The 25,486-nt window shown below is 67.7% G+C and carries 18 protein-coding genes; 2 read left to right on the plus strand and 16 right to left on the minus strand.

Translation table 11 applies throughout. The features are described 5' to 3' along the window. Positions 1-175: 175 nt before the first annotated feature. The 3 genes from ABE543_RS14875 to ABE543_RS14885 all read right to left on the minus strand — a co-directional run bounded on the left by ABE543_RS14875 (position 176) and on the right by ABE543_RS14885 (position 2,572). Positions 176-610: a hypothetical protein gene (locus ABE543_RS14875; RefSeq protein WP_164151695.1), complete on the minus strand. Its 435-nt coding sequence runs from the start codon at positions 608-610 to the stop codon at positions 176-178. Positions 611-692: 82 nt separating this feature from the next. After that, positions 693-1,946, minus strand: coding sequence for a serine hydroxymethyltransferase (gene glyA / locus ABE543_RS14880; protein WP_065175825.1), 1,254 nt, complete (start codon positions 1,944-1,946; stop codon positions 693-695). Between the two features lie 146 nt (positions 1,947-2,092). Continuing rightward, the gene (locus tag ABE543_RS14885; RefSeq protein ID WP_065175826.1) at positions 2,093-2,572 is read right to left on the minus strand and encodes an RcnB family protein; all 480 of its coding nucleotides are present in this window, start codon (positions 2,570-2,572) and stop codon (positions 2,093-2,095) included. Positions 2,573-2,823: 251 nt separating this feature from the next. Here ABE543_RS14885 and ettA point away from each other — a divergent pair, with 251 nt between their 5' ends. Further along, entirely contained in the window at positions 2,824-4,488 is a 1,665-nt protein-coding gene (gene ettA, locus ABE543_RS14890; RefSeq protein WP_005415249.1) for an energy-dependent translational throttle protein EttA, read from the plus strand. Positions 4,489-4,572: 84 nt separating this feature from the next. Further along, positions 4,573-5,889 carry an NCS2 family permease gene (locus ABE543_RS14895; protein WP_053518892.1) on the plus strand — a complete coding sequence of 439 codons (1,317 nt, stop codon included), beginning with the start codon at positions 4,573-4,575 and terminating at the stop codon, positions 5,887-5,889. Positions 5,890-5,930: 41 nt separating this feature from the next. Here the strand turns inward: ABE543_RS14895 and bcsZ are convergent, their stop codons facing one another. The 13 genes from bcsZ to ABE543_RS14960 form a co-directional block, all read right to left on the minus strand. Beyond that, positions 5,931-7,067: a cellulose synthase complex periplasmic endoglucanase BcsZ gene (gene bcsZ / locus ABE543_RS14900; protein ID WP_346475843.1), complete on the minus strand. Its 1,137-nt coding sequence runs from the start codon at positions 7,065-7,067 to the stop codon at positions 5,931-5,933. Further along, positions 7,051-10,632, minus strand: a complete 3,582-nt coding sequence (gene bcsC / locus ABE543_RS14905) for a cellulose synthase complex outer membrane protein BcsC (RefSeq protein ID WP_346475844.1) — start codon at positions 10,630-10,632, stop codon at positions 7,051-7,053. Before bcsC ends, bcsZ begins: the two co-directional genes overlap by 17 nt. Then, the gene (gene bcsB, locus ABE543_RS14910; protein ID WP_081279777.1) at positions 10,629-13,004 is read right to left on the minus strand and encodes a cellulose biosynthesis cyclic di-GMP-binding regulatory protein BcsB; all 2,376 of its coding nucleotides are present in this window, start codon (positions 13,002-13,004) and stop codon (positions 10,629-10,631) included. Before bcsB ends, bcsC begins: the two co-directional genes overlap by 4 nt. Further along, on the minus strand, positions 13,001-15,628 hold the full coding sequence (bcsA, locus tag ABE543_RS14915) for a UDP-forming cellulose synthase catalytic subunit (protein WP_346475845.1): 2,628 nt from the start codon (positions 15,626-15,628) through the stop codon (positions 13,001-13,003). Before bcsA ends, bcsB begins: the two co-directional genes overlap by 4 nt. After that, complete coding sequence (gene bcsQ / locus ABE543_RS14920) at positions 15,625-16,380, minus strand: cellulose biosynthesis protein BcsQ (protein WP_053518884.1); 756 nt, start codon at positions 16,378-16,380, stop codon at positions 15,625-15,627. The genes bcsA and bcsQ overlap by 4 nt, the downstream gene beginning before the upstream one ends. Then, a complete protein-coding gene (gene bcsR / locus ABE543_RS14925) occupies positions 16,377-16,553 on the minus strand; it encodes a cellulose biosynthesis protein BcsR (protein WP_080375313.1) in 177 nt (58 codons plus the stop codon). Before bcsR ends, bcsQ begins: the two co-directional genes overlap by 4 nt. Then, positions 16,553-18,190 carry a cellulose biosynthesis protein BcsG gene (gene bcsG / locus ABE543_RS14930; protein WP_262217911.1) on the minus strand — a complete coding sequence of 546 codons (1,638 nt, stop codon included), beginning with the start codon at positions 18,188-18,190 and terminating at the stop codon, positions 16,553-16,555. Before bcsG ends, bcsR begins: the two co-directional genes overlap by 1 nt. Beyond that, a complete protein-coding gene (bcsF, locus tag ABE543_RS14935) occupies positions 18,187-18,366 on the minus strand; it encodes a cellulose biosynthesis protein BcsF (RefSeq protein WP_065175832.1) in 180 nt (59 codons plus the stop codon). The genes bcsG and bcsF overlap by 4 nt, the downstream gene beginning before the upstream one ends. Continuing rightward, positions 18,363-19,901, minus strand: coding sequence for a BcsE family c-di-GMP-binding protein (locus ABE543_RS14940; protein ID WP_346475846.1), 1,539 nt, complete (start codon positions 19,899-19,901; stop codon positions 18,363-18,365). Before ABE543_RS14940 ends, bcsF begins: the two co-directional genes overlap by 4 nt. Before the next feature lie 215 nt (positions 19,902-20,116). After that, complete coding sequence (locus tag ABE543_RS14945) at positions 20,117-21,151, minus strand: fimbrial protein (protein WP_180876947.1); 1,035 nt, start codon at positions 21,149-21,151, stop codon at positions 20,117-20,119. After that, positions 21,142-23,706: a fimbria/pilus outer membrane usher protein gene (locus ABE543_RS14950; RefSeq protein WP_346475853.1), complete on the minus strand. Its 2,565-nt coding sequence runs from the start codon at positions 23,704-23,706 to the stop codon at positions 21,142-21,144. The genes ABE543_RS14945 and ABE543_RS14950 overlap by 10 nt, the downstream gene beginning before the upstream one ends. Positions 23,707-23,797: 91 nt before the next feature. Beyond that, on the minus strand, positions 23,798-24,526 hold the full coding sequence (locus ABE543_RS14955; RefSeq protein ID WP_053518872.1) for a molecular chaperone: 729 nt from the start codon (positions 24,524-24,526) through the stop codon (positions 23,798-23,800). 85 nt (positions 24,527-24,611) lie between these two features. Continuing rightward, complete coding sequence (locus ABE543_RS14960) at positions 24,612-25,151, minus strand: fimbrial protein (protein ID WP_053518870.1); 540 nt, start codon at positions 25,149-25,151, stop codon at positions 24,612-24,614. Between the last annotated feature and the right edge of the window lie 335 nt (positions 25,152-25,486).

Below are 25,486 nucleotides of genomic sequence, written 5' to 3' on the forward strand. Positions count from 1 at the left end.
GCAGCGTCGCAAAGGTACCTGAGAAGGGGCTTTCCGGCAAATTCCATGTGCTGTACGGCCCCCTCGTCAAGGGCAACCCTGCAGCCGTCCCAGATGCACCCCAATACTCGGAAACACCCTGATGCGTGAGGCTGGACAGGCGATCCCTGCACCACCATGCGACCTGCCTGGAAAGTCAGGCGCCCGGAAGGTGAGCAGGCCGCCAGCGCAGCCAGGCCAGATGCGCCGCCGGCAGCAGCAGCGGCGGGCCGAACAGCAACAGGCTGAAGCCCTCCATGCGTTCGGTCAGGCCGACCACCAGCCCGAGCACGACGGCGGGCACTGCTGCCAGCGCGCCCAGCGCCAGCAACGCCCACCACACCCGGCCCACTGCCTGCAGGCCAGACCGGCCCTGCAGCAGGAAACCGGCGCCGATGTACAACCAGGCAACAATGCCCAGCGCCCCGGCGGTGCCCCAGCACACCAGCAGCAGCCGGCTCGGCAGGCGGGTTTCCTGCGTCAGGCCGGAGTACACGCCCACCAAGGCCACGGTGCCTCCCAGCAGCACGCCTGGCAGCCCGAACAGCAGGGCCTGCACGAGGTGCAGGCGCTTGTGCAGACGTTCATCCATACGCTCATCCATGTGCGTTGCTCTCCCTGGGCCGGGGTCGGAGCCCTTCCCCTGCGGGACGGGATCCGACCCCATCAGCCGATCAACCGTAGACCGGGTACTTGCGGCACTGCGCGCTGACGGCATCGCGCACGCGGGCGATCACGGCGTCATCGTTCGGCGCATCGAGGACATCGGCGATCCAGTTGGCCAGATCCACGCAGTCCTGCTCGGTGTAGCCACGGGTGGTCACCGCCGGCGTACCCAGGCGCAGGCCCGAGGTCACGAACGGCGAACGCGGGTCGTTCGGCACCGAGTTCTTGTTGACGGTGATGTGCGCCTTGCCCAGTGCCGCTTCCGCGTCCTTGCCGGACACGTCCTTGCCGATCATGTCCACCAGCATCAGGTGGTTCTGGGTGCCGCCGGAGACGATCTTGTAGCCGCGCGCGATGAGCGTGCTGGCCATCGCCTGGGCGTTCTTCACCACCTGCTGCTGATAGGTCTTGAAGGCCGGCTCCAGCGCTTCCTTGAAGGCCACCGCCTTGCCGGCGATGACGTGCATCAGCGGACCGCCCTGGATACCCGGGAACACGATCGACTGCAGCTTCTTGACCAGGTCCTCATCGGCACCCTTGGCGACGATGATGCCGCCGCGCGGGCCGCGCAGGGTCTTGTGGGTGGTGGAGGTGACGACGTGGGCATGGTCCAGCGGGCTCGGATAGACGCCGGCGGCGACCAGACCGGCGACGTGGGCCATGTCGACGAACAGGTAGGCGCCGACCTTGTCGGCGATGGCGCGGAAGCGCGCCCAGTCGATCACCTGCGAGTAGGCCGAGAAGCCGGCCACGACCATCTTCGGCTTGTGCTCCAGGGCCAGGCGCTCGACTTCGTCGTAGTCGATCAGGCCCTGGTCGTTCACGCCGTACTGCACGGCGTTGAACAGCTTGCCCGAGGCGTTCACCTTGGCGCCATGGGTGAGGTGGCCGCCGTGGGCCAGGCTCATGCCGAGGATGGTGTCGCCCGGCTGCAGCAGCGCGAAGTACACGGCCTGGTTGGCCTGCGAGCCGCTGTGTGGCTGCACGTTGGCATAGTCGGCGCCGAACAGCTGCTTGAGGCGGTCGATCGCCAGCTGCTCGGCGATGTCCACGTATTCGCAACCACCGTAGTAGCGCTTGCCCGGATAGCCTTCGGCGTACTTGTTGGTCAGCTGGCTGCCCTGCGCTTCCATCACTGCCGGGCTGGTGTAGTTCTCGCTGGCGATCAGCTCGACATGGTCTTCCTGGCGCTGGGTCTCAGCGGCGATGGCCTTGGCCAGTTCGGGATCGTAGGATTCGATGCGGACGTCACGCGGGAACATCGGGTACTCCAGCAGGCAGGGAAAGGGGGGGTACGGCTCAGCCCCTGATTGTAGCCCCGCACCGGCCGGCTGGGGCCGAAACGGACGGGGCCGGATCCCTCGAAGGAATCCGGCCCCGTATGGTTCCGAGTGATGTTGCGGGGTCCTCAGCGGCTGCTGAGCACGTACTGGGCGATCACGCCGGTGGCGATGGCCACCAGCAGCATGTTGCCGCGGTCATCGCGGATCCAGTGGTGGCCATGCGGCGGACGGCGCAGGTGGTAGCGCGGATAGTCATTCACCACGTAGATCGGGCCGCGATAGTAGTCGCGGTAGCGGTGCCCCACCTTCCAGCCATAGCCGGGGCCGTAGGCAGGGCGGTAGACCACACGCGGCGGCGGTGCCGGGCGGTAGTAGCGGTCATGGTCACGGTGCCACTCGCGGCGGTCCTGCCGGTAATCGCGCCGGGCCTCACGGCGGTCGCGCTCCCAGTCACGACGGTCCTGTCGCCACTCGCGACGATCCTCCCGCCACTCGCGGCGGTCGTGACCGCGGCCGCGGTGGTCGTCGTCGGCAAATGCCGGGGCAACCGCGCCGAGCGCCAGCACAGAGGCCACGGCTCCGGCCATTACTCGATTGATGCGCATGTCAGACCTCTGCTTGGGTGGTGGTGACCCCATATTGCGCACCGGATCTGAACCGTTTCCGGCTGGAAACGCTTCCCGCTTCAGGACTGTGACGGCGATTCAGGCCGCGGCCAGCCCGGCCGGCTCCCCGTGGCGCGGCGGGTAACCGGTTCCGGCTATAATTGGCGGTATTCCATTCAAGTCTGTGCCCGCTGCCGCACCGGGAAACCTCCCGTGACGGTCGGGCGCAGGGTCGCGCCTACGGAGACCTCATGTCCTCGCAATACATCTACACCATGAACCGCGTGTCCAAGGTGGTCCCGCCCAAGCGGCAGATCATCAAGGACATCTCGCTGTCCTTCTTCCCGGGCGCGAAGATCGGCCTGCTGGGCCTGAACGGCGCCGGCAAGTCGACCGTGCTGAAGATCATGGCCGGCGTGGATACCGATTTCGAGGGCGAGGCACGCCCGCAGCCGGGCATCAAGGTCGGCTACCTGGCGCAGGAACCGGAACTGGACCCGAACAAGACCGTGCGCGAGTCGGTCGAGGAAGGCGTGGGCGAAGTGCTGCAGGCCCAGGCTGCGCTGGAGGCGGTGTACGCCGCCTACGCCGAGGAAGGCGCCGACTTCGACGCACTGGCCAAGGAACAGGAGCGCCTGGAGGCGATCCTGGCCGCCGGCGACGCGCACACCCTGGAAAACCAGCTGGACGTGGCTGCCGATGCGCTGCGCCTGCCGCCGTGGGATGCCAAGATCGCCAACCTGTCCGGCGGTGAAAAGCGCCGCGTCGCGCTGTGCCGCCTGCTGCTGCAGAAGCCGGACATGCTGCTGCTGGACGAACCGACCAACCACCTCGACGCCGAGTCGGTGGAATGGCTGGAACAGTTCCTGGCGCGCTACACCGGCACCGTGGTGGCCGTTACCCACGATCGCTACTTCCTGGACAACGCCGCCGAGTGGATCCTGGAACTGGACCGCGGCCGCGGCATTCCGTGGAAGGGCAACTACACCGAATGGCTGGTGCAGAAGGATGAGCGCCTGAAGCAGGAAGAAAACCAGGAAAAGGCCCGCCAGAAGGCGATCCAGAAGGAACTGGAGTGGTCGCGCCAGAACGCCAAGGGCGGCCGTTCCAAGGGCAAGGCCCGTCTGGCCCGCCTGGAAGAGCTGCAGTCGCAGGATTACCAGAAGCGCAACGAGACCAACGAAATCTTCATCCCGCCGGGCGAGCGCCTGGGCAACATGGTGATGGAGTTCAAGAACGTGTCCAAGAAGTTCGGCGACCGCCTGCTGATCGACAACCTGTCGATGCTGATTCCGCCGGGCGCGATCGTCGGCATCATCGGCCCGAACGGCGCCGGCAAGTCGACGCTGTTCAAGATGATCACCGGCCAGGAGAAGCCGGATTCGGGCGAGATCGTGATCGGCCCGACCGTGCAGCTGTCCTACGTGGACCAGAGCCGCGACAAGCTGGAAGGCAACCACAACGTCTTCCAGGAAATCGCCGGTGGCCTGGACATCCTCAACATCAACGGCATCGAGATCCAGTCGCGCGCCTACATCGGCCGCTTCAACTTCAAGGGCCAGGACCAGCAGAAGATGGTCGGCTCGCTGTCCGGTGGTGAGCGTGGCCGCCTGCACATGGCCAAGACCCTGCTGCAGGGTGGCAACGTGCTGCTGCTCGACGAACCGTCCAACGACCTGGACATCGAAACGCTGCGTGCGCTGGAAGACGCGCTGCTGGAGTTCCCGGGCAACACCTTCGTGATCTCGCACGACCGCTGGTTCCTGGACCGCATCGCCACGCACATCATCGCTTTCGAAGGCGACTCGCACGTGGAGTTCTTCCAGGGCAACTACCGCGAGTACGAGGAAGACAAGAAGCGCCGCATGGGCGATGACGCTGCGCCGAAGCGCCTGCGCTTCAAGGCACTGAAGTAACGCAACAGGAAAGGCCGCGCTCGCGCGGCCTTTCTCCTTCTGTGGGTCGCCCGCTTGCCGGGAGACACCTTCACGAGAAGCCCCATGTCCCTGTTCGAACGCCTGTTCCAGCTGCAGCAGCACGGCACCACCGTGCGCACCGAGCTGCTGGCCGGTGTCACCACCTTCCTGACGATGTCCTACATCGTCTTCGTCAACCCCGAAATCCTCGGCACCACCGGCATGGATGCGGGCGCGGTATTCGTCGCCACCTGCCTGGCGGCCGCGCTGGGCTCCACGGTGATGGCGCTGGCAGCCAATTTCCCGGTCGGCATGGCTCCGGGCATGGGCCTGAACGCGTTCTTTGCCTTCACCGTGGTCGGCGCCGCCGGCCTGCCCTGGCAGCAGGCGCTGGCGGCAGTGTTCATCTCCGGCCTGGTGTTCCTGGTGCTGTCGCTGACCGGCGTGCGTGCCTGGCTGGTATCCGGCATTCCTTCGTCACTGCGCTCGGCCATCGTCGCCGGCATCGGCCTGTTCCTGGCCATCATCGCCCTGCAGAAGTCCGGGGTGATCATCGGCAATGAGGACACGCTGGTGGCGCTGGGCCCGCTCAACACCGCCCCACCGCTGCTGGCACTGGCCGGCTTCCTGCTGATCGCCGTGCTGGAGGCGCGCCGCATCCGTGGTGCGATCCTGATCGGCATCCTGGCGGTCACTGGGGCCGGCTGGGCGCTGGGCGACGTGCAGTACCAGGGACTGGTGTCCCTGCCGCCAAGCCTGGCGCCGACCTTCCTGCAGCTGGACCTGCCGGGCCTGCTGCACCACGACGGCGGTGCCCCCATCGCGGTGCTGCTGCAGGTGGTGCTGGTGTTCGTGCTGGTGGAGGTGTTCGATGCCACCGGCACGCTGTACGGCGTGGTCGGCCGCGCCGGCCTGCTGAAGCTGCCGGGTGCGCAGAAGCGTTTCGGCCGTGCACTGCTGGCCGACAGCACGGCAATCGTCGCCGGCTCCATGCTGGGCACCAGCAGCACCACGGCATTCGCCGAAAGCGCCTCGGGCGTGCAGGTGGGCGGCCGTACCGGCCTCACCGCCCTGGTGGTCGCCGCGCTGTTCCTGGCCGCCCTGCTGTTCTCGCCGCTGGCCTCGATGGTGCCAAGCTACGCCACCGCACCGGCCCTGCTGTTCGTTGCCGGGTTGATGCTGCGCGAGCTGGTGGAAGTGGACTGGAGCGACCTCACCGAATCGGTGCCGGCGGCCCTGTGCGCGCTGGCGATGCCGTTCACCTACTCCATCGCCAATGGACTGGCTTTCGGCTTCATCGCCTACGCCGCGCTGAAGGCCGGCACTGGCCGCTGGCGCGAGGTGCATCCGGCGGTGTGGCTGGTGGCCGTGCTGTTCGTGCTGCGCTTCGCGCTGGAGTAATCAGGGCAGGGGCCCGCTGTCACGGCGGGCTTGTGGTGTACTCATCGCCATGCCGGTCGCAGCTGGCCATCCACGCCGAAACGCCAGCGGCCCTCGGCCCAGCCCCGGCCGAACAGGGCCAGCATCTGCGAATAGTAGGCCGGTGCCTCGGCACGCTGCTGTTCCGGGCTGGGCAGGCTGGCCAGCAGCGACTTCGCCAGCCCCCGCTCGCGCTGTGCCAGCACACAGGGCAGTACAGCCGCGCGGAAACCATAGTTGCCTTCGCCCTGCCCCTGCCCGCTGCGGGTATCGACCTTTTCCCAGAGTGCCGCACCGCTGCGCAGGCGCTGCAGCGGACCGGACAACGCCGCCAGCTGCCGCCGGAACAACGGATCGCGCGGGGCCGTCATGCCTGCCCACGTGTAGCAGCGGATCGCATCGTAGCCGCCCACCGCTCCGTTCACCGGATCGACCACGAAGCGCCCCTGCTGCCACGCCGCCCAGTCCGGTGCATAGCCATGCGGGCTGGTCTGCTCCAGCAGCGTGGTCGCGTTGTCCGCCAGTTCCGCCCAGGGCCCACTGCGATCGGCCGCGGCAAAGCGCCGCAGCAGCGGCAGCGGCAGATAGCTGGGATTGACCCGGGTCGCATCGCCTTCGACGAATCCCTGCGGTCCCGGCAGCAGCATCGGGCCGAGACCGGGCAGCTGCACGACTTCCCTTTCCCGCACCTGCCCCAGCATGCCCCCGGCGATGGCCTGCAACGCAGGACGGTGCCAGAGCCGCCCCGCTTCGAGCAGGGCGTAGGCCAGCCACAGATCGGAATCGGACGCCGGATTGTCGTCCAGTACGCGCCAGCCGCCCTTGTCATCGCGGCCCCACAGCCAGGCCGGCAACCGCTGCCGCATATCGCCCCCGGCCAGGTTGTCCTGGGTCCAGCCCAGAACGCGATCAAACAGCGCCTGATCGTTGTCGACCAGCGCGAAGAACAACGCATACGACTGCCCTTCCGACGTACTGCGCTGGTCGTCCTGGCTGCGATCGATCATGCGTCCGTCGTTGCTGACGCTGCTGTCCAGCAGCACCTGCCAAGCCGGCCAGCGCGGCGCTGCGAGCGCACGCCCTGCGCCCATGGCCAGCAACGGCAAGGCGGCCGTCGCCTGCAGCAGTCGGCGGCGTTGCGGGTCAGCGGAACTCGCCATAGGGCACCAGTGGCGACACGGGCAGCGGCAGGTTGCCCTGCCAGGGCTTGAAGGTATAGCGCAGATAGAGCTGGAATGTGTTCGGCGAGAAGTCACGGCTGCGCTGCAGGGTTCCCGCCGCGCCCAGGACGATGTGATCGCCCAGCCGCCGCTCCACGGCCGCGTAGAGCCGATAGCCGGTGCCGGTGCTGCGGCTGTCGCCGGTGTACAGGCCAGCCTCGTCCAGCGCGAGAGCACCGTACTGCGGCTCCAGCTGTGCCACCACGCGCTCGATCAGCGCCTGGTCCGGGAAGCGGCTGATCGACGCCGTACGCGCGCTGGAAACACTGACCGACCCATCCACCCGCAGCGACCACAGATCATTGCGCCAGGCAAAGCTGGCCGGCAGGCTCAACGAGGCATAGCGCTGCGGGCTGTAGTAGCCGCCCTGGCCCAGCGAGTAGCCGCCCAGATCCTTCTGGTAACGCCAGTACATGGCCGTGGTGCCGACGTCCAGGCGCATGTCCGTACGCTGGATCAGCTTGTGGTACCAGCCGACCATCGCACGCGCACGCGTGTTGTCCGCGACGTTGTGACCGGTCAACCGGTGCCAGCTCCAGTTCGACCAGACACCATTGCGCCCGCCCTCATCGAAGCCCAGGCTGAAGGTGATGCCATTGGCGGTCACCCCACCCCAGGCAATGCCGCTGCGAGGATCATAGGCACCGGCCTGTGACAGCAGGGAGTTGGTCATCGGCCGCCGCGACAGCGTCGCCCCCCAGCCGAGACGGCCCAGATCGCCATTGGCGGTGATGCCTCCCAGCCAGTTGCCGATCACATAGTGGGACGGCGTATGGCCAAGGTCGACATTCCAGCGATCGTCCAGCGTGCGCCAGCCGGCCGCGAACCCTGCGCCGGAACTGCGCCGCTGATGCACGAAGCGGGTACATCCCGGGGCCTGCAGCCGGGAGCCGTCGGCACGCAGCAGCGACAGGTCGCAGCTGCCGAAATCCTCGTCGTAAGTGCCGTCGGCGCCGGTGCGGAACCGCCCTGCGTCGAAGTGCACCTGTTCGATGCGCGCCCAGCCGAGCCCGCCTGCAAACGGCGCATCCAGATGCGCGATGCGGGTGTCGCGCCCGAGGCGGGAAATGCCGGGCGTTCCGTCGCTGCGACGACCGGTATCCTGCATCACCGTCAGCGTGGGATTTTCCTGCTGGTACAGCGTTTCCACGTCGCTGCGCAGGCTGCGCCGCAGCCAGTCGTCCCCCGCGGTCTCGCGACTGGCCAGGGTCAGCGCGCGGTTGTCGCGCGGCTGTGCCTGCGTTGCGGCCAGCAGGCCGTTGTCGGCCATCGCCTGCGCGTACATGTCCAGCGCCTGCTGCGGATCCTCGCGGCGCACCAGTCGCGCCGCGTCGCGCCAGGACTGTGGATCCGGACCGTCCCTGCGGGCCAGCAGCGCGCGCAGGATCGCCAATGCCTTGGCGTCCTCGTGCAGGTCGGTCCAGATGCCGGCCAGCTGGCGCTGCTGGCCGAGCGCATCTTCGGCGACCACCGGGGGCGACAGCCGCATCTGCCGCCGCGCGTTGTCCAGATCGCCGGCACCGATCCAGGCCTGCACCTGGCCAAGCTGTGCATCGACGTTGTCCGGCTGCTCCGCAAGTACCCGCTGGTAATACTGCAGGGCCTGCGGGTGGTCGCCGCGCAGGCGCGCCCAGTCGGCCAGCAGCAGGTTGTTCTCGGCACTGGCCGGTTGCTGTTGCAACAGAGCGATGGCTTCCGGCTCGCGTCCCTGCGCACGCAGCGACCAGAGATGATCGATGAGCTGCTGCCGGCGCAGCCGTGCGGACAGTGCGCGGATATCGTCATCCCATTCCGCCAGCGGCACCGCGTCCAGCACTGCCAGTGCCTGCGGCAGGCGATCGGTGCCGGACAGATACAACGCCTGCGCGTAGCGTGCTTCAGCGCTGTCATTGCGCGCCACCATGTCCGCGACCACCGCATCGGCCTCGGCAGACCGACCCACGGCCTGCAGCTCAACGGCCAGGGCACGGGCGAGCCACGCATCGGCGGGCAGCTCCACGCGCAGCTCATGCCCGAGCGCAAGGGCGGCCTCCGCATTGCCGGCCGCCAGGGCTTGCTCACGTCGTTCGCGCAGGCGACTGATCCGCAGCTGACGCAGATCCTCGGCGTACAACCGGCGCTGCGCGGCCGGCAACGCATCGATGAAGGTCTCCAGACGCTGCGGATCGGTCCTCCCATACAGCTGCACCAACCTGCGGATCACGTTGGCATCGTTCGGCGCCATCCGCCTCGCGGCCTGCAGCTGGCGTTCGGCCGAGGCGTCGTCGCCACGGGCCACGGCAACATCCACCTGCCCCAGCCGTGCGTTGACCTCGCGTGGCTGCTGCCGCCGCGCCTGCGCGTACAACGCATCCGCCTCGTCCAGCCGACCGGCACCGAGTGCGGCATCGGCCTGGTCCAGCAGCAGCCAGTAGCGCGTACTGGCAATGAGGTCGCGCCATTTGTCGCTGCTCTCGCCGACGGGCGTGGCCTGGATCGCGCGTTCGAACAGGCCGATCGCCGACGCGCGACGGCCCTGTCGCATCTGCGCCATGCCCAATCCGCCCAGGAAGGCGGCTTCGCGCGGATAGGCCCGCAACGCCTGCTGGAAGGCACGTTCGGCCTCGGCATCGCGCCCGCGTTCAAGCAGTTGCTGGCCACGCAGACCCGCCCGCCAAGCCGGATCACTGACCTGCCTGTGCTGCTCGGCATAGCGCTCGCGCACCAGGGCGATGTCATTGAAGGTGGGATTGCGGGTGATGAACTCCTGCAGGCGACGCACGCCGCGCTCATCGGCGGGCTGGTCCTGCAGGTACGCCCACTCGGCATCGGCAGCCAGCCCGCGGGCGTCGGGGTTGCGGCCCATGCGCCGCAGCGCGTCGAGCGCTTCATCGTCGCGACCGGCCGCGAACAGCAGCTGCGACAGCGTCTGCAGCAGCCCGGTGTTGCCTGGATACGCCTGGTCCAATGCGGTCAGCTCCCGGATCGCCAGCGCGCGGCCATCCGCCTGCGCGCCACGCAGACGCCAGTACTCCAGCCCCAGCTGCAACCCCGGAGGCGCGTCATTGAACAGGCGGCGGTAGATCGCCAGCGCATCGGCACTGCGGCCACCGGCTGCGAACAGGCGTGCCTGCTGCAGCTCCTGCTGCAGATCGCCCTGGTAGGCCTGCCAGAGGCGATCACCCGCAGCGAGTTCGCGACTGCCCGCACCGACCTGCCGCAATCGTTGCAGCGTCGCGGTCGCATCCTCCACCTTCTGCTGCGACAACTGCACCTCCAGGATCGCCAGCAGGGTGCCACGATCATCCGGTGCCAGCATGCGCAGCCGGGCCAACGCATCTTCGATCAGACTCTGGCGCCCGGTCGCCTCGCCGATGCGTACCTGCTGCAACAACCACTGCCGCTGCTCGGCCGCAGTGCCGCCGGGCATTTGCGGCAGCGCCTGTGCCGCGCATGCGCCGGTCCCGGCCAGACCCAGCAGCACCAGCCGGGACGCCATCAGCAGCGGCGGCGAGGTCCGGCTCATTCCTTGCCCGCATCCAGGCGCCGCGCGGCGACCCAGCGCAGTGCACGCCAGAGCAGGAAGGCGACCATCAGCACCACCAGCGTGGCCAGCACGGCCAGCAATGCCGGATGATCGGCCAGGTGGTACCACAGCAGCAGCCACCACGGCAGCGCGCCCACGTAGTAGTGTTCGCCCACGAACTGGCTGTTGATGCCGGAACTGCGCAGGATCGCCACCGATCCCGCAATGGCTTCGCGCTTGCCGGTGTCGCTGAGTGCATCATCGAGCAGCTGATAGTCGGCCGGATGGCTGGCCGCCAGCGAGACGATGCTGCGCTGTGCATGGCGGGGCGACTGCAGGCCGACGATGGCCGCGAAGGGCGCCTGTGCGGTGACCGCCACGCGGGTGACCGCAGGATCGCCCGCGCGGCTGCCGCGACGGGCCTGCTGCACCGCCAGCTCCGGCGATGACCACTGGCCATTGAGCAGGCGCGTGCGTTGATCGTCGATCAGCAGTGACAGCTGCTGGCTGCCGCGCAGCTCATCCGGCAATGCGCCCAGGACCAGCAGGTCCGCATCCAGCGCACTGGCCTGTTTCCAGTCTGCGGACAGGCGCAACCCGTAGGCCGGGTACCCACTCTGCACGCCCAGGCCTCCGATCAGGTTGAGCAGCAGGCTGACCTGGGCCTCGCTGGCGGACGGCGGCACCAGCACCACGGTTTCAGACAGGTCCGCCATGCGTGTGAACGGGAAGCCGCTGAGCGCGAACGCGGACAGGTCCGGCAGACCCATGTAGTGATGGAAGCCGGAGAAGTCGATGGTCGAATCCTCCTCGATGGCCGCCTGCAGGTTGGGCGGCAGCACGGTCTGGCAGTGGTCGCGCTGGGCACTGCCCATCACGCTGGCAAAGTTGAAGTCGAACCGCAGCTGGTTGCGGTCACCCAGCTTCAGCGCCGGAATCAACAGGCGGCCATCGTCGGCGCCGGCATCGCCAGCGAGCACAGGCAGGCGGATTTCCGCCACACCCTGCTTGCCGGTGCGGCGCACCAGCGGGAAGCTTGAAATGAACTGGTCGTTGATCGCCACGCCCAGCCGCGACTCATCACTGCCAAACGGCGGCGTGTAGCGGTAACGCAGGTTCAGTGGAATGCCCTGGTTGCGCCAGATGAACAGGTCCGGTGGCAGGTTGAGGTTGACCGTGATCGGCTGCGGCGATACCCCGTTGGCATGCAGCTGCTGCGGATAGTCCAGCAGCTCGGCCAGGCGCACCGCGCGATCGGTACGCACCCAGTTCGGCGCGTCGTACGGCCTGCGTGGCGCCAACGGCTTCATTTCGTCGATCGCGACCTGGCGGCCGCGGAACAGGACATTGCCGGCCGCCATCGCCGAAACGGCCTTCTGCAGGTCATCATCGTTGCGGCCGAGCACCAGCAGCAGCTTGCGCTGCGGATCCTCGGGCAGGGCCATCAGCTCGATCACCGGCCCCTGCACAGGCGCATGGTTGGCGATCACCGGCGGGAAGCGGCCATTCACCGCCAGCACCACCGCGTGGCCCTGCTCGGGCAGCGTGCCGAAGCTCACCGGAAAACGGGCCTGCCGCCACCATCCCGCCAGGCTGCCGAAATAGGACGCCATGACCGCCGCAGCCCGCTGCTGCGCCAGCGTGGGCGCCGCTGCAAACACCACCGGCAGTTCCAGCCGCGCGGTGTCGCGCGGATCGAAGAAGGGCAGAGGGAAATTGGCCAGATCATCCTGCATGTCCAGCGGCTGGCCGCCCAGCCTCAGCGTGCTGTTGCTCGAGAGGTTGACCCACAGCGAGCTGTGCGTGGGTTCTTCGCAGATGTCGGTGTAATGGCCGACGAATTCCAGGCGGACCTGGTTGAAATCAGCGATCAGGCGCGCGTCCAGCGGCAGCTTGGCCTGCACGGGGCGCCCCAGCTGGTCGTTGCTGATCGGTACCACGCCCATCATCGCGTCGTTCAGATAGACCCGCAGGTGCGACAGCGTCGGCAACAGCGACGGCGAGGGTGTGAAGCTCAGATCCAGTTCCGCTTCGCGCGCGAGGCGATCGCGGCGCACCTGGAATTCGAACGTGGTGCTGTTGCGGACGCCGGACAGCAGCGTGTCCTGGCGGCGGCCAAGCTGTGCGAAGGTGCTGTGCCGTTGCCAGGGCCAAGCGCTGCCGGCCCAGGTATCGGGCAAGGCCGGTTCGCCGCGCGGCGCGGGCACCGATGCCGCTGTGGTCGGGGTCGGTACCGCAACCTGCGCGGCCGGGGCATCCGGCGTTGAACCGGTGGCAGGCGCCGGCACGGGTGCTGGAGCGCCATTGCCGGACACCACTGGCAGTACCAGCAACGGCAGCAGCAGCCAGCGCAGAGAGGTCGGGATGCTCATGGACGAAGCCCTGGGTCAGCGGCTGGGTCAGCCGGGTGGGAGGGAAGCGGACGTCGTGGTGCGAAACTGGCCAGCCAGCGCAGCAGGCGACCGCTCCAGTGCACCGGGCGGTCGAGATCGAACGGCGTGAAGTCGCCCATCCGCCGATAGCCTTTCCAGCCCAGCACCAGCACGCTCCACAGGCTGCGTGGCAGGCTCTTGGGCTGGTAACCGGCATGCCAGTCCAGCCACGCATCGGCGCGGGCGAATGTGCATTGGGCGAACTCCACGCGCTGGCGCTCGTTGTCGAACTGCAGCAGCAGGCCAAGGCGATGGCCGACGCTGCGCTGTACCCGAGCCGGGAAGGCGAACTCGCGCCGGCCACGCCCGAGCAGCAGGTGTACGCGCGTGCCTTCGGCCAGTTGCGGATCCAGTCCCAACTCCAGGCCGACGCCATCGTTGGAATAGTCCTGCAGCACGCCCCGCAGTCGACGCCCATCGGGTATCTGCAGCGCCATCGGCAGGCGCGTGGTGACCCGGTGGGTGCGCCGCACCTGCTGTACCTCCGCCGCCACCGCCAGCGCGCCGCCGATGATCAGCAGGTTGTACAGCACCCACAACGAACTCACGACCACCGTGCCGCGCTCATCGGCAGGCCCCTCGATGAAACGCCACACGGCGAAGCACAGCCCCAGCACGTTCAGCAGCGCCAGTACCAGGTAGGGGCGCGCCACCCGCCAGTCGAAGCGGTCACCCGCCTGCGTGCCGCCCTTGTCGGTGACATTGAACTTGCCACGGCCGGGACTGAACAGGGCCACGGTGGTCGGCCGCGCGATGTACCAGGCCAGCACGGTTTCATAGACCTCACCCCAGAACGGGCGGCGGTACCGGCCCTGGATGCGCGCGTTGGTCAGGCTGGCGTGGGCCATGTGTGGAACGACAAACAGCAGGATCGCCAGCGCGGGGGCGTAGATGATGTAGACATGCAGCAGGAGGAAGGCCAGCGGCGCGGTGAGGAACACCAGCCGCGGGATGCCCGCGAGAAAGTGCAGCATCGCGTTGGCGTAGCAGAAGCGCTGGAACAGGCTCAGGCCCTTGCCAAGCAGCGGATTGTCGATGCGGAAGATCTGCACCATGCCGCGCGCCCAGCGGATGCGCTGGTTGACATGCGCGCCCAGGCTGTCGGTGGCCAGGCCGGCCGCCTGCGGAATGCGAAGGTAGGCCGAGTTCCAGCCCTGGCGATGCAGGCGCAGGGCGGTATGCGCATCCTCGGTGACGGTCTCGGTGGCGAAGCCGCCGATGGCATCGATGGCCTCACGCCGCAGCACCGCGCAGGAACCACAGAAGAATGCGGCATTCCACAGGTCGTTGCCGTCCTGCACCAGCCCGTAGAACAGCTCGCCCTCGTTGGGATCACTGCGGAACACCTGCAGGTTGCGCTCGAAGGGATCGGCCGAGAAGAAATGGTGCGGCGTCTGCACCAGCGCCAGCTTCGGATCGCGCAGGAACCAACCACAGGTGATCTGCAGGAACGAGCGCACCGGCAAGTGATCGCTGTCGAAGATCGCCACCAGCTCACCGTCGATCAAGGTCAGGGCGTGGTTGAGGTTGCCGGCCTTGGCGTGCCGGTTGTCGCTGCGGGTGATGTAGTTGACGCCGGTCTGCTCGGCGAAGGCACGGAACGCCTCGCGCTTGCCGTCATCGAGAAGGTGGATGCGAAGTCTGTCGGCCGGCCAGTCCAGCCCCATGGCGGCATGGACGGTATGCCGCACCAGTGACAGGTCTTCGTTGTAGGTGGGAATCAGCACATCCACCGTGGGCCACTGCCGGATGTCGGCCGGCAAGGGCGCCGGACGCCGTCGCAGCGGCCAGGCAACCTGTACGTAGCCCAGCATCAGCACCAGCCAGGAATACGTCTCGGCCACCAGCAGCACCAGACCGCAGACCAGGTCGAAGGTGCTGCTCCAGTTCAGGGTGGCGGTATAGCGCCACCAGAGGTAGCGGCAGGACACGGTGATCGACAGCACCACCAGTACCAGCGTCGCATAGCGGCCGGGCATGCGCCGTACCAGCAGCGCGATGACCCATAGCAGCAGCACGAACACGAACTGCGCCAGGTAGCTGAAGGGCTGGGTAATGCACAGCGCGGCCAGAGCCAGCGTAGCCAGGCCGGTGATGGCGGTCAGCGCGTGCCGCGCGCGCGGTGGCAGGTGCTCCAGGCGCTGTGCGAGCCACGCCGCGAGGCGACTGTTGCCGACATCGGCAGGTGCATCACGCATCGCCCGCAGGTAGCGCAGGCGACCGCGTCCTGCCGCTCCGCGCAGCTCGGCGATGCGCTGGCGCCGGGCCTGGGCCAGGCGCTGGCGGCGCAGCGAGGTATGCGGAACCAGCCGCACCAGCGACAGCCATGCGGCCTGGATCAGCAGCCGCAGTGGATCTCCGGGGCGCCAGCGGCGATCACCCTGCAACTGCGGGAACGCACGCCGCAGCCGCGGCGCCAGCGCCTGCCACGCAGGTCCTTCCAGCCTCAACAGCGCCCAGCCCAGCGCCTGCAGCGACCACAGCAGCGCGCACAGTGGCCATGCGGCGTACACGCGCTCACGCAGCCGGTTCCAGTGCAGATAGTGGATGCGTGCGCCCTTCATCGCCCGCTCTCCCGATCCTGCCGCCGCGCCGCCTCGGCCAGGCACCACAATGCCAGGCCGGCGACGTCGGCAGCCGCCAGCGCATCGGCCGCATGCTGCCCCAGCGGCTGCTTGCTGGCCAACGCGGCCGGCACCCGCGCATCTTCGTGCAGAGGCTGAGGCACCAGCATCGACGCGTGCGCATGCAGCCACAGCTGCATCAGATCGCGCTGCACCGGAACCGCCGGGTCATACCGGTTGGCCAGCAGACGGCGCGGATCGTCGTGCTGCCGCTGCAGGAAGACGTGGCTTGCCGGATCGACGCACGCCAAGCGCAACGGCAGCGTACAGCGCGCATATCGGTTGACCGCCGCCGCGTGTGCCGGCAGCCGCTGCGGCAGGTCGAACAGCAGCCAGTCGAACTGCGCCGACAGCACTGGCACGCGATCATTCCAGGTGTCGGGTGCCAGACTCAGCGCCTGCTCGATCTGCAGGGCTTCGGCCGCGCTGACACGGCCGTACGGCAGCACCGCCAGGCCCGGCGCGCAGGCGAAGGCCGCATCTCGCCAGTCGCGGCCGTCCAGCATTGCCCGCGCCCAGCCATCAGCCTCCCGTGCGGCCAACCCGACATGCAGGCCCAGCATCTGATCCGGACTGCACTCGACCAGCAGCACGCGCTGGCCCTGCGCATGCAGCGCCTGTCCCAACGCGGCCAGCACCGTGGTGACGCCTGTGCCGCCGTGCACGCCCTGCAGGGACAACAGTACGCTCATGGCTGCCGCTCCAGCTCGGCCAGCAACGGCCAGCGTGCCAGTGCCCGGGCACGTTCGTTCTGCGCCGAGAAGTCCACGTAGGGCAACCCGGGCATGCCCAGGCTGCGACGCAGCAGATCGATGTCGTCCTCCTCCACCGAAAGCGTGCTGGCAACGGCCAGGATGTCGGCCATCAGCGTTTGTCCTCCGGGTACGGGTTCCAGGCCTGGCTGCCCTGCAGCTGCAGCCAGGGCTTGCCACCGTAATCGATGACCTTGGCGCCTTCGTTCTCCGACACCGAGGGCGTACGTGGCAGCCCCTGCAGCAGGCTGTCCCAGTCGCGCGCTCCCGACGGCGACTGCGCGTTCAGCGCATACACCCGCGACACCAGTTCGGAGAGGGCCAGATAGCTGCTGGGTTCGGGCACATGACGCGGCCCTCCGCTGGCCGGCGTGCCCATCCCGACCAGCTTGACGCCGACCGGCACATGGGTGATCGAGGGGCTGGGAATCTCCCGCATGCCGGGAATCTGCATGCGGTCGCCATGCAGCGCCGCGCCATGCTCGGGCACCACGACGATCATGGCGCGACGGCCACTGCGCTCCACCGCTTCGACGAAGCCTGCCATGTCACCCAGCACCATCTGCGCGCGGGCCTTGTAGTCAGCCGCGTTGGCACGACCGTCGGCGCCGACGATGCGGTTGCCGTCGTGCAGGGAGATCGTGTTGTAGAACAGCGCGACCTGCTGCGCCTGTTCGGCCTGGCGCTGCTTCCACCAGGCGTTCAGCACGTCACCATCGCGGCGCAGCGGCGACTTGTCGAACGCGACCAGCGCCCGGGGAAACGCGCTGATGTCCATCGGCCGTGCCTGCAACCCACCGTACTGGCTCAGTTCGCCGATGAAGTTGTCGAAGTGCCCATCGTGGTTCATCGCCAGCTCGCTCTGGAAACCCAGGCGCTGCAGGTTGGAGAACAACTGGCATTCGGCTGGCACCGGGTCGAACAATGCGGTGTGCGAGGTCTGTCCGCAGCTGGCGCGCAGCAGGCGGATCGCCGCCGGTCCGCTGTAGGCGGTGGCCGAGTTGAAATCGTCGAAGATCAGGTCCATGTGGTCCAGCAGCGTGTTCTGGCGCATGCCGACTTCGTCCAGATCACTCCATGCCAGCGAACAGATGTTGAGGATGATGACGTCGAACGGCGCAGCGCTGGCCGGCGCCGGGAACACCGTCTTCAGGCCCGACTGCTGCTGGTAGAAGGCCGCCAGCCAGGCATTGAGTGTCTCGTTGCTGGCCGGCGCAAGTGCACCGGCAGCGCCGGCAGCGGCGTCAGCACCGCCGGTCGCTGCGGTGGCCTGCGACGTTCCCCAGTTCAGGCCCGCCGGCAATGGCAGTGCCACCACCGCCATGCCCAGCATGCCCAGCACGCTCAGCGTCGTGATGCGCAGCCACGGTTTCAGCAGCAGGTAGGCAACCACCAGCAGCACCAGCACCGCGACCATCTGCCAGTTGATGAAGCGCTGCGCCAGCTCCAGCCAGTAGTCGGCGGAGAAATCGAGCACGCCCGGCTGTGCGAGAAGACGCTGGAAGGGCGGCCACCAGGTGTCCTGGTAGTAGAGCACCACGGCCACCGGCACGGCGACGACCGTGCGTGTGATGCGTGCCCATCGCCACGGCAGTGGCACCAGCAGGGCGGCCAGGAACAACAGGTTGGGCAGGATCTTCAGGTCCAGCGCGCCCATCCAGGCCAGCACCACCTTGGACAGGAAATACAGGTTCCAGCCGCGCAGGTCCGACCACACGAACCGCGATGCGGGCGTCAGCTGTGCGCTCATTGCGGCCTCCGCGCATCGCGCACCCGCACGCCCGCCCGCCGCAGGTGCCGTGGGGGCAGCCAGGACGCTGCGCGGCGACGCATCGCGCGCCACAGCGCGCCCAGCATCACGCCGAACGGAATCATCACCAGCGCACAGGCCGCGATCAGCGTCCACAGCTGCTGGTCGGTGGTCATGCGGAATCTCCCAACCGGAACGGGATGGGGGCGTTGAATGCGACCTCGTTGACCGGGGCCGCGGGTTGCGGCAACGGAACGGCAGGGGCGGGCAGCGTCTCGGATTCGGAGTCGCTGCCGCGGGCATTCATCGCTGCGATGTCGTACTCGGCCAGGCGCTGGTAGCCATCGAACAGCTCGCGCCAGGGCAGCCGGTACAGGTTGGAGAGCGCCTGTTCGACCGCATCGCGGCGGCAGCCGAACAGGAACAGGCGGACCTGGCCGCGGTACACGCAGGCCACATCCCCCTGCCTGCGGATGTTCAACTGCTGCAGGGTCTGTTCCGCGCGCAGCCCGGCCACCGGCTGCAGCGCCAGCACGGCGCTTTCCACCGCGCTGCCGTCCTGATCGATGCGTTCGCCGACGATCTGCCGGAAGCGGTCGGCCGCCACGATTCCATTCACTTCCGGTGGCCGGTGGGCACGGATCAACGGTTCGGGGTCGGCCGCCAGCTGCCCCTGCCAACGCTGCCGCTGCACCGTCTCCAGCAGCGTCAGCAGCCGCGGCAGCGGAGTCGCCGCCGGCACCACCATGTTGCCGCCGCACTGCAGCAGCAGGCGCTCGTCGGCGTAGCGCAGGCACGGTTGCACCTCGCGCACCACCAGCTTCAGCAGGTCGCCGCGCTCGCGGCGCAGCCGATGCAGCAGGCGTGCCAGTGTGTCCACCTGGTCGTTGCTGCGGATCGCCAGCACCACGGTGGCCTCGCGCGCCTGCAGCGCCGAAGGCAGCAGGTCCGCCCAGCCATCGTGGAGCCGCCAGGCGGGCGACAGCGGCGGAGCGCCTTCCAGCACGTCGGCCTCGGCCAGGTACAGATCTCGATCGCCGCCGCTGGCCTCGACCGCAGAGAGCACGCTGTCCGCCTCTTCTGGCACGCGGCGCAACCCGCCTTCTGCCGCTTCGATCGCGAAGGCACGGCGGGCCACCACACCATGGGCGTTGGCCCAGTAATGCAGCAGCAGCTGCAGCGCACCGCGGTGCGGATGCAGCTGGGCGACGCCGGAACAGGTCCGGTTCAAGGCCAGCAGGCGCGGCGCCAGGGTGGCCACTTCACCGTGGCAAAGCAGCAGCAGCACCGTGCCGGCCCGCTCCGCCCAGGCTTGCAGCTGCCGGTTCCATGCCGCCAGCCGGGCATCGCTCCAGCCTTCCAGCGCCGCCAGCGGAAACTGCACCATGCACAGGCGGGTCGCGGCGGTGGCCGCGCGGGGAAGATCAACCGCCAGACCGCGCAGGGTCCGCTGCATGGCAGCGGCCGAGGAACGGAACAGACGCAACCGCGCCGGCCCCTCCCCCGGCGGCAGCTCGGCCAGCATCGCATCGGCGCCGCGCCCCAGCGTCGCCAGCACGGCGTCCTGCACGTCGCTGGCCGAACCCAGCACACCTGCGCCAACCAGGTCGGCCGGCGCGCTTCCGGCCGCGACGACCCAGTACAGCCCACCGCCGTGCATCTCGACGAACTCGGGCGGCAATCCGGCGATGGCAAGATGGGGCGCTGTCATGCCGGGTCCTTTCAGCGGACCTCAGCCGAGCCGACGCTGCGGCAGCGGAGGTGCTGTGTTGGGTGACTCGAATTTCATGACGCGCATCACACTCGTGCTGCGATACGTTCATGGCAGCTCCGATCTTGGTATTTCCGGGATCAAGACGCAGTCAACGTCGCCTGCGGAACAGGCAACGTTGGGGCACAGCGCAGCGGTGGAACGGCCGTTGGCCGCTACTCGTACTGGATGGTGAAAGTCGCCTGTCCGTTCGCGACACCGGCACCGACGGTACCGGCCTGGGTCTGTACATAGCGGGCGCGCAGCGGCAGGGTCATGGTGCTGGTGCCCGGTATGGTGGTGCCGACATTGATCGCCTGGCCGAAGCGCACTTCGCGCTCGGTGGTGCCGTCGCGCTGGACCATCTGGATGCCGATGCGGGTCGCGCTGTTGGCAGCCGCGCTGAGCTTCAGCACGCCCGGCATGTTGGAGCTGTCCTGGTCGGCATCCAGGCGGATGCCGATCTTGCTCTGGTAGGCAGCAACATTGCTGCCCTGGCAGTTCAGGCGGATGTCGAAGTCACGGTTGACCGCGCGCGAACCGACGCCGGTGAACGAGGTGTTGGGGACACTGCCGAAATCCACCGCGATGTTGCGGCTGCCGGCGTCCACCTCGCAGGTCGGGCTGACCACGGTCGTGCCCGATCCCTTGAAGGTGGAGGTCAGCACCGGCCGGCTGGCACCATCGCCATCGTAGTAATAGGTGGTGAAACGTCCATTCGGCGCGATAACGCCCGATCCTGTCTGAGCTGCTGTCTTGATCAGTTCGACACGGAAGCGGCCTCCGCTCAACGAGAGGTTGGTATTGCTTCGCAGGATCAGCGTGTGAGGATAGTAGGTCTGGATATCACCGGAATCGCGATAGACGCGAATGCCAACACCTGCCACGTCGGTTGCGTATACGTTGCTGAATCCTGGTACCGGCGTCTGCTGTGCCGCATTGACGAAGCGACCGCTGGCGTTGCCGCCCCGGCTATCGCAGTAAGCGACGCTGTTGCGTTGATTGATGTTGACAATGAGTTCCTTGATCACGCCGCCGACCGGGGTGCTGGGAAGAATCACGATCTGGCCCATGTCCATGGTCACGTCTTGGGGTTGGAACCCGGACTGGGTGATGTAGCAACTGGCAAACGCAGGCGCCGCCACGAGGGCGCCCGTGAGCACGGCCAGTGCGGCCAGCGCCTTGCGGCCACGGGAATGAATCATCGGCATGCTGCCTCCAGCGGGATGAAGCCGGTCTTGGACGCATCGGCGCCCGCCGGAACCTGGTAATCGACGGTGCAGCGCTGGTCGGCGCCGGCGCCCCACTCCACCTGCAGGCGGCCGTGATCCTGCTCGCTGCGCACATACAGGCGGCCACCCTGGCTGACCATGCCCACCGGCTGGCCCTGCTCGTCCTTGACCTGTGCGCCGAACGGCATGGTGCGGCCATCGGGATTGCGCACCTGGATCAGCAGCGCGTTGCCCTTGCGGGTATCGAAGCGCAGGTAGCTGATGGCACCGGCAAACGGTGCAACCGACTGGCTGCTGCTTTCCAGCTCGACGTCATGCGCCATGCCCTGCGGATCCAGGGTCACGGTGTTCAGGCGGTACGGCGATACGTACGGCACCACGGCGTAGCCGCGACCATCGATGCGCAGGCCCGGTGCGTTGGTCACCTGCGCGTCGCGCGCGCCCGGCGCCTCGACCAGCACCATGGTATCGCCACGCTGCGGAGTGAAGGTGACGCCGCCCGGATGCATGACCACGCTGCCGTTGGCGCCCACCGATGCCTGGCGGAAATCGCTGGAATGGCTGTAGGTCGCGTTCAACGCGGTGTAGCGGCTGCGGTACTCGGCGTTGCCGACTGCGGTGGTGTTGCCCTCGCGGGAATCGGACAGGGCCACGCCGTAGCTGAAGTTGTTGTCGACGCCGGCCGAACCGGTGATGCCCACGCGGCTGTTGTCGTAGCCACCACGGTCACGCGCGCCCAGGTCGGCGCTGAACGACACCGGATGGGTCCCGCGGCCCAGCGGAACGCTCATCGAGAACAGGTACTGGGTGTCGGCCCGGCCGAGGATGCCTTCTTCGGTGCGCAGTGCCGAGAAACCGTAGTTCACCGAGCGCCAGGCGTTGTTGTAGCCCACCTGGTACTGCTTGGAGGTGCCGGAACGGTCGTAGAAGTCACGCACCGAACCGGTGACGTACAGCGCACCGGCACGGCGGCCCAGCGGCTGGTTCAGGGTCAGCTGGAACTGGCTGCGCTGGCGGCCACGGGTGGTCGGGTCGATGCCGCGATCATCCGCGTCGCGTCCGTACAGAGCGTCCTGCAGGCTGTAGTAGCCTTCGGTCGAATAACGATAGGCGGCCAGGGTCAGGTTGGTCCCGGTTTCGCCGATCATGTTGCTGTAGCTCAGGCGCACGCTGGCGCCGGTGTGGTCGCCGTAGTGGTTGAACGACGTACGGGCATGGGTGACATCGGCCGCGAACGCACCGATCCGGGTGGACAGGCCAATGCCGTACAGCAGTGAAACGTAGCCTTCGCTCAGCGCGCTGCCGCCGTACAGGGTCAGCTGGTTGCCGATGCCGCGCTGGTAGGTACCCTGCGCCAGCCAGGGTTCATCGCGCAGCAGCTCGTTGCGGACCTGGCCGGCGGTCACCGAGTAGCGGGAGACGCCTTCGCGCAGCATCTGCGGCACCGAACCGAACGGCACCTTGAACTCGCGGCGGCGGCCATCGGCCTCGATCACGCTCACTTCCAGGTCACCGCCGTAACCGGTCGGGTACAGATCGTCGATGACGAAGCTGCCCGGCGATACGGTGGAGGAATAGATCAGCTGCTGGTTCTGCCGGACTTCCACCCGCGCATTGGTCTCGGCGATGCCGCGCACCACCGGCGCGTAGCCGCGCAGCGAATCGGGCAGCATGCGGTCGTCACTGGCCAGGCTGGCACCCCGGTATCCGATCGACTCGAACAGTTCGCCGGTGGTGTAGGCCTCGCCCACAGTGAGCATGCCGCGGATCTTCGGGATGCCGCGCTGGGCGTAGGTGGCGATGCTCTGCCAGTGGCGGCCGTCGCCCTCGGTCCAGGTCAGGTTGGAATCGTGGCGGAACTGCCAGCCACCCAGGTTCAGGCCGGCATTCAGGCCCAGATAGGCGCTGCGGTTGCGCTGTCCGCCTTCGACGCGGCTGTCGCTGTCGATGGCATTGAAGCTGTAGCCGACGAAGCCGGCGTTGATGCCACGGTCCCACAGCGCGGGGTTGACGTAGCCACGCGCTTCGCGGCGCAGGAACACCTGCGGGATGCTCAGGTCGTAACGCAGGTTGCCGCTGTCATAGACGCCATAGGCATTGGCCATGCGCTGCTGCACCGGCACGCACGTGGAGGTATCGGTCGGCACCGACGGATCCTGCTGCAGCAGCACCGCCTCGCTGTCCACGCCCATTTCCTCGAGCATCGGCAGCGCCAGGCAGGCATCGACGCGCCCCTGTGCATCCGCCTTGAACTGCACGTCGCGGCGGCCCTGCCAAGCGCCATTGACGTAGACGTCCACGCGATAGGTGCCGGCGACCATCGGATTGCCGTTGCTGAAGGCCGCCAGATCGACCTGCTTGGCCTGGCCGGAGAGGAAGCTGGAGTTGAACTGCGCCGACTCCGGCGCACGCGCGGTCGCCGCCCCAGTCTGCGCCATCAGCGCCTGTTCGCCGAGATTGGCCGGGGCAGCCAGCGCCCATCCTGGGCAGGCCACGCCGGCAGCCAACAGGCAAAGCGCCTGATGGATCGACAATGTCAATCTGTTTCCGATCACACTGACATTCCTTCAATTCGCCGCACGGCGGCGGTGGCGGGATGCGCAGGCCCTGGCCAGCGCGGCGCGTTCAGCCCCCGGTGCTGTCGAGGCGGACCTTGTGCTCCACCCGACCGCCGTAATCGTTGATGGTGATGAAGCGCACCTCGGTGGTGCCCGCCGGTGCGGCGAACTCCAGGTTCTGCTTCGGTGCGACCATCGTTCCCTTGTCCTCGACCGCCTTTTCGCTGCTGCCGGTCACGGCATGCACTTCGGCCAGGGTCACGTGGAAGGGGCTCGGGTTCTCCACCCGCAGGCGGTCACCGCTGCGGGTCCAGCGCAGGGCTGCCGGTGCGTCGTTGGCGACGCCCTTCAGGCCCTGCGGCCGATAGAAAAGCTTCAGGCGCGAACGGAACGCGACCTGCAGGTAGTTCTGCTCACCGTTCTCGGCGTTGTCCGGCGACGGCGGCACATCCAGCACGTTCAGCCAGAATACCGACTCGCGATCGGTCGGCAGCTGCGCGCCGGAGAAGATCAGGCGCAGCGCCTGGCTGCGGCCCGGCTCGACGCGGCTGATCGGCGGCGTCAGCACGAACGGGGCATCACTGGTGTCGGCCGTCTGGTTGGCGTCGCCACTGTCGATCCAGGCCTGCACCAGCGCGGGCGAGTCGCCCACGTTGTCGACCTGCACGGTGACTTCGCGCGACTGCGCCGGATAGATCACACGCGTGCCATTGACCACCACGCCTGCCATGGCTTCCTGGCAGAAGAGCAGCGTCGACGCTGCCAGCAGCAGCGCCCGGGGAAAGAGAGCTTTCATCGGAAGTACTACGCTCGAGGTGTGTGGCCAGGGGCCGCGGAGCGCTGGCCGGCGCGTACGCCGGCCAGTGCGGGTACGGCGATGATCAGTTGTAGATGATCGTGTACTTGACGCTGCTGGTGACGTCGCCCGGGGTGGCGGCGGCAGTGGCGTAGTACTCGGCGTAGTAGTTCAGGTTGGCGGTGCCGTCGGTGGCAACGGTCACCCACTGCGAGTTGTCCTGGGCCAGACCGGTGCCTGCGGCCTTCACCGGCAGGAACTGGTTGTTCGAGCCCAGCAGCTGCAGCTGCACGTTGCCGGCAGCGTTGGCCGAAGCCTGGTTGATCAGGCGGCCGCTGTTGAAGTCAACGGTCGAACCCGGCTCGAAGTAGGTGGCGACGTTGCCGGCGCTGCACTTGGTCAGGTTGATGGCGAACGGGGTACGGCCCGCGACGGCACCGGCGGTGGCCAGGGTGTTCTTGGACACGGTCGGCAGGGTAACGGCGAAGTCCTTGCCGCCCGGGGTCGAGATGGTGCAGGTCTTGTCGGTCACCTTGCCATTGAAGGTGATGGTGCCGTCGGCAGCGTTGGCGGCCAGCGGAGCAGCGGCCAGCATGAGAGCCGCGATGATGTTGATCTTGTGCATTGCTTTTACCTAACCCTACTGAAGAGATGGAAGTAGAGGAGGAAGCAAGGAGCACTGCCGGGCTTCAAGACCCATCCTTGCGTCTCACCTGTGGCCGGATTCGGACATACCTACCCCTGAATCCGTGACGCAAGTATATGCAGAACTGTGATGAAAGTCCCATTATTTTTCTGAACAATGGTTTATTGACGCCACAAATGTGACGTGATACGCACTTTTGGCTTGGCGGCCGATGGGGAGTTGGCGCGGGCCGGCAAAGGTGGGGGAACGACAGCAGATGACGTCTTCGACCCCGGTGGCGGGCGCGCCTGAAAGAGGCTGTTTTCAGGCGGCCA

Origin of the sequence: Stenotrophomonas sp. TWI169, assembly GCF_039674705.1 — a bacterium.
Taxonomy (GTDB): domain Bacteria; phylum Pseudomonadota; class Gammaproteobacteria; order Xanthomonadales; family Xanthomonadaceae; genus Stenotrophomonas; species Stenotrophomonas maltophilia_P.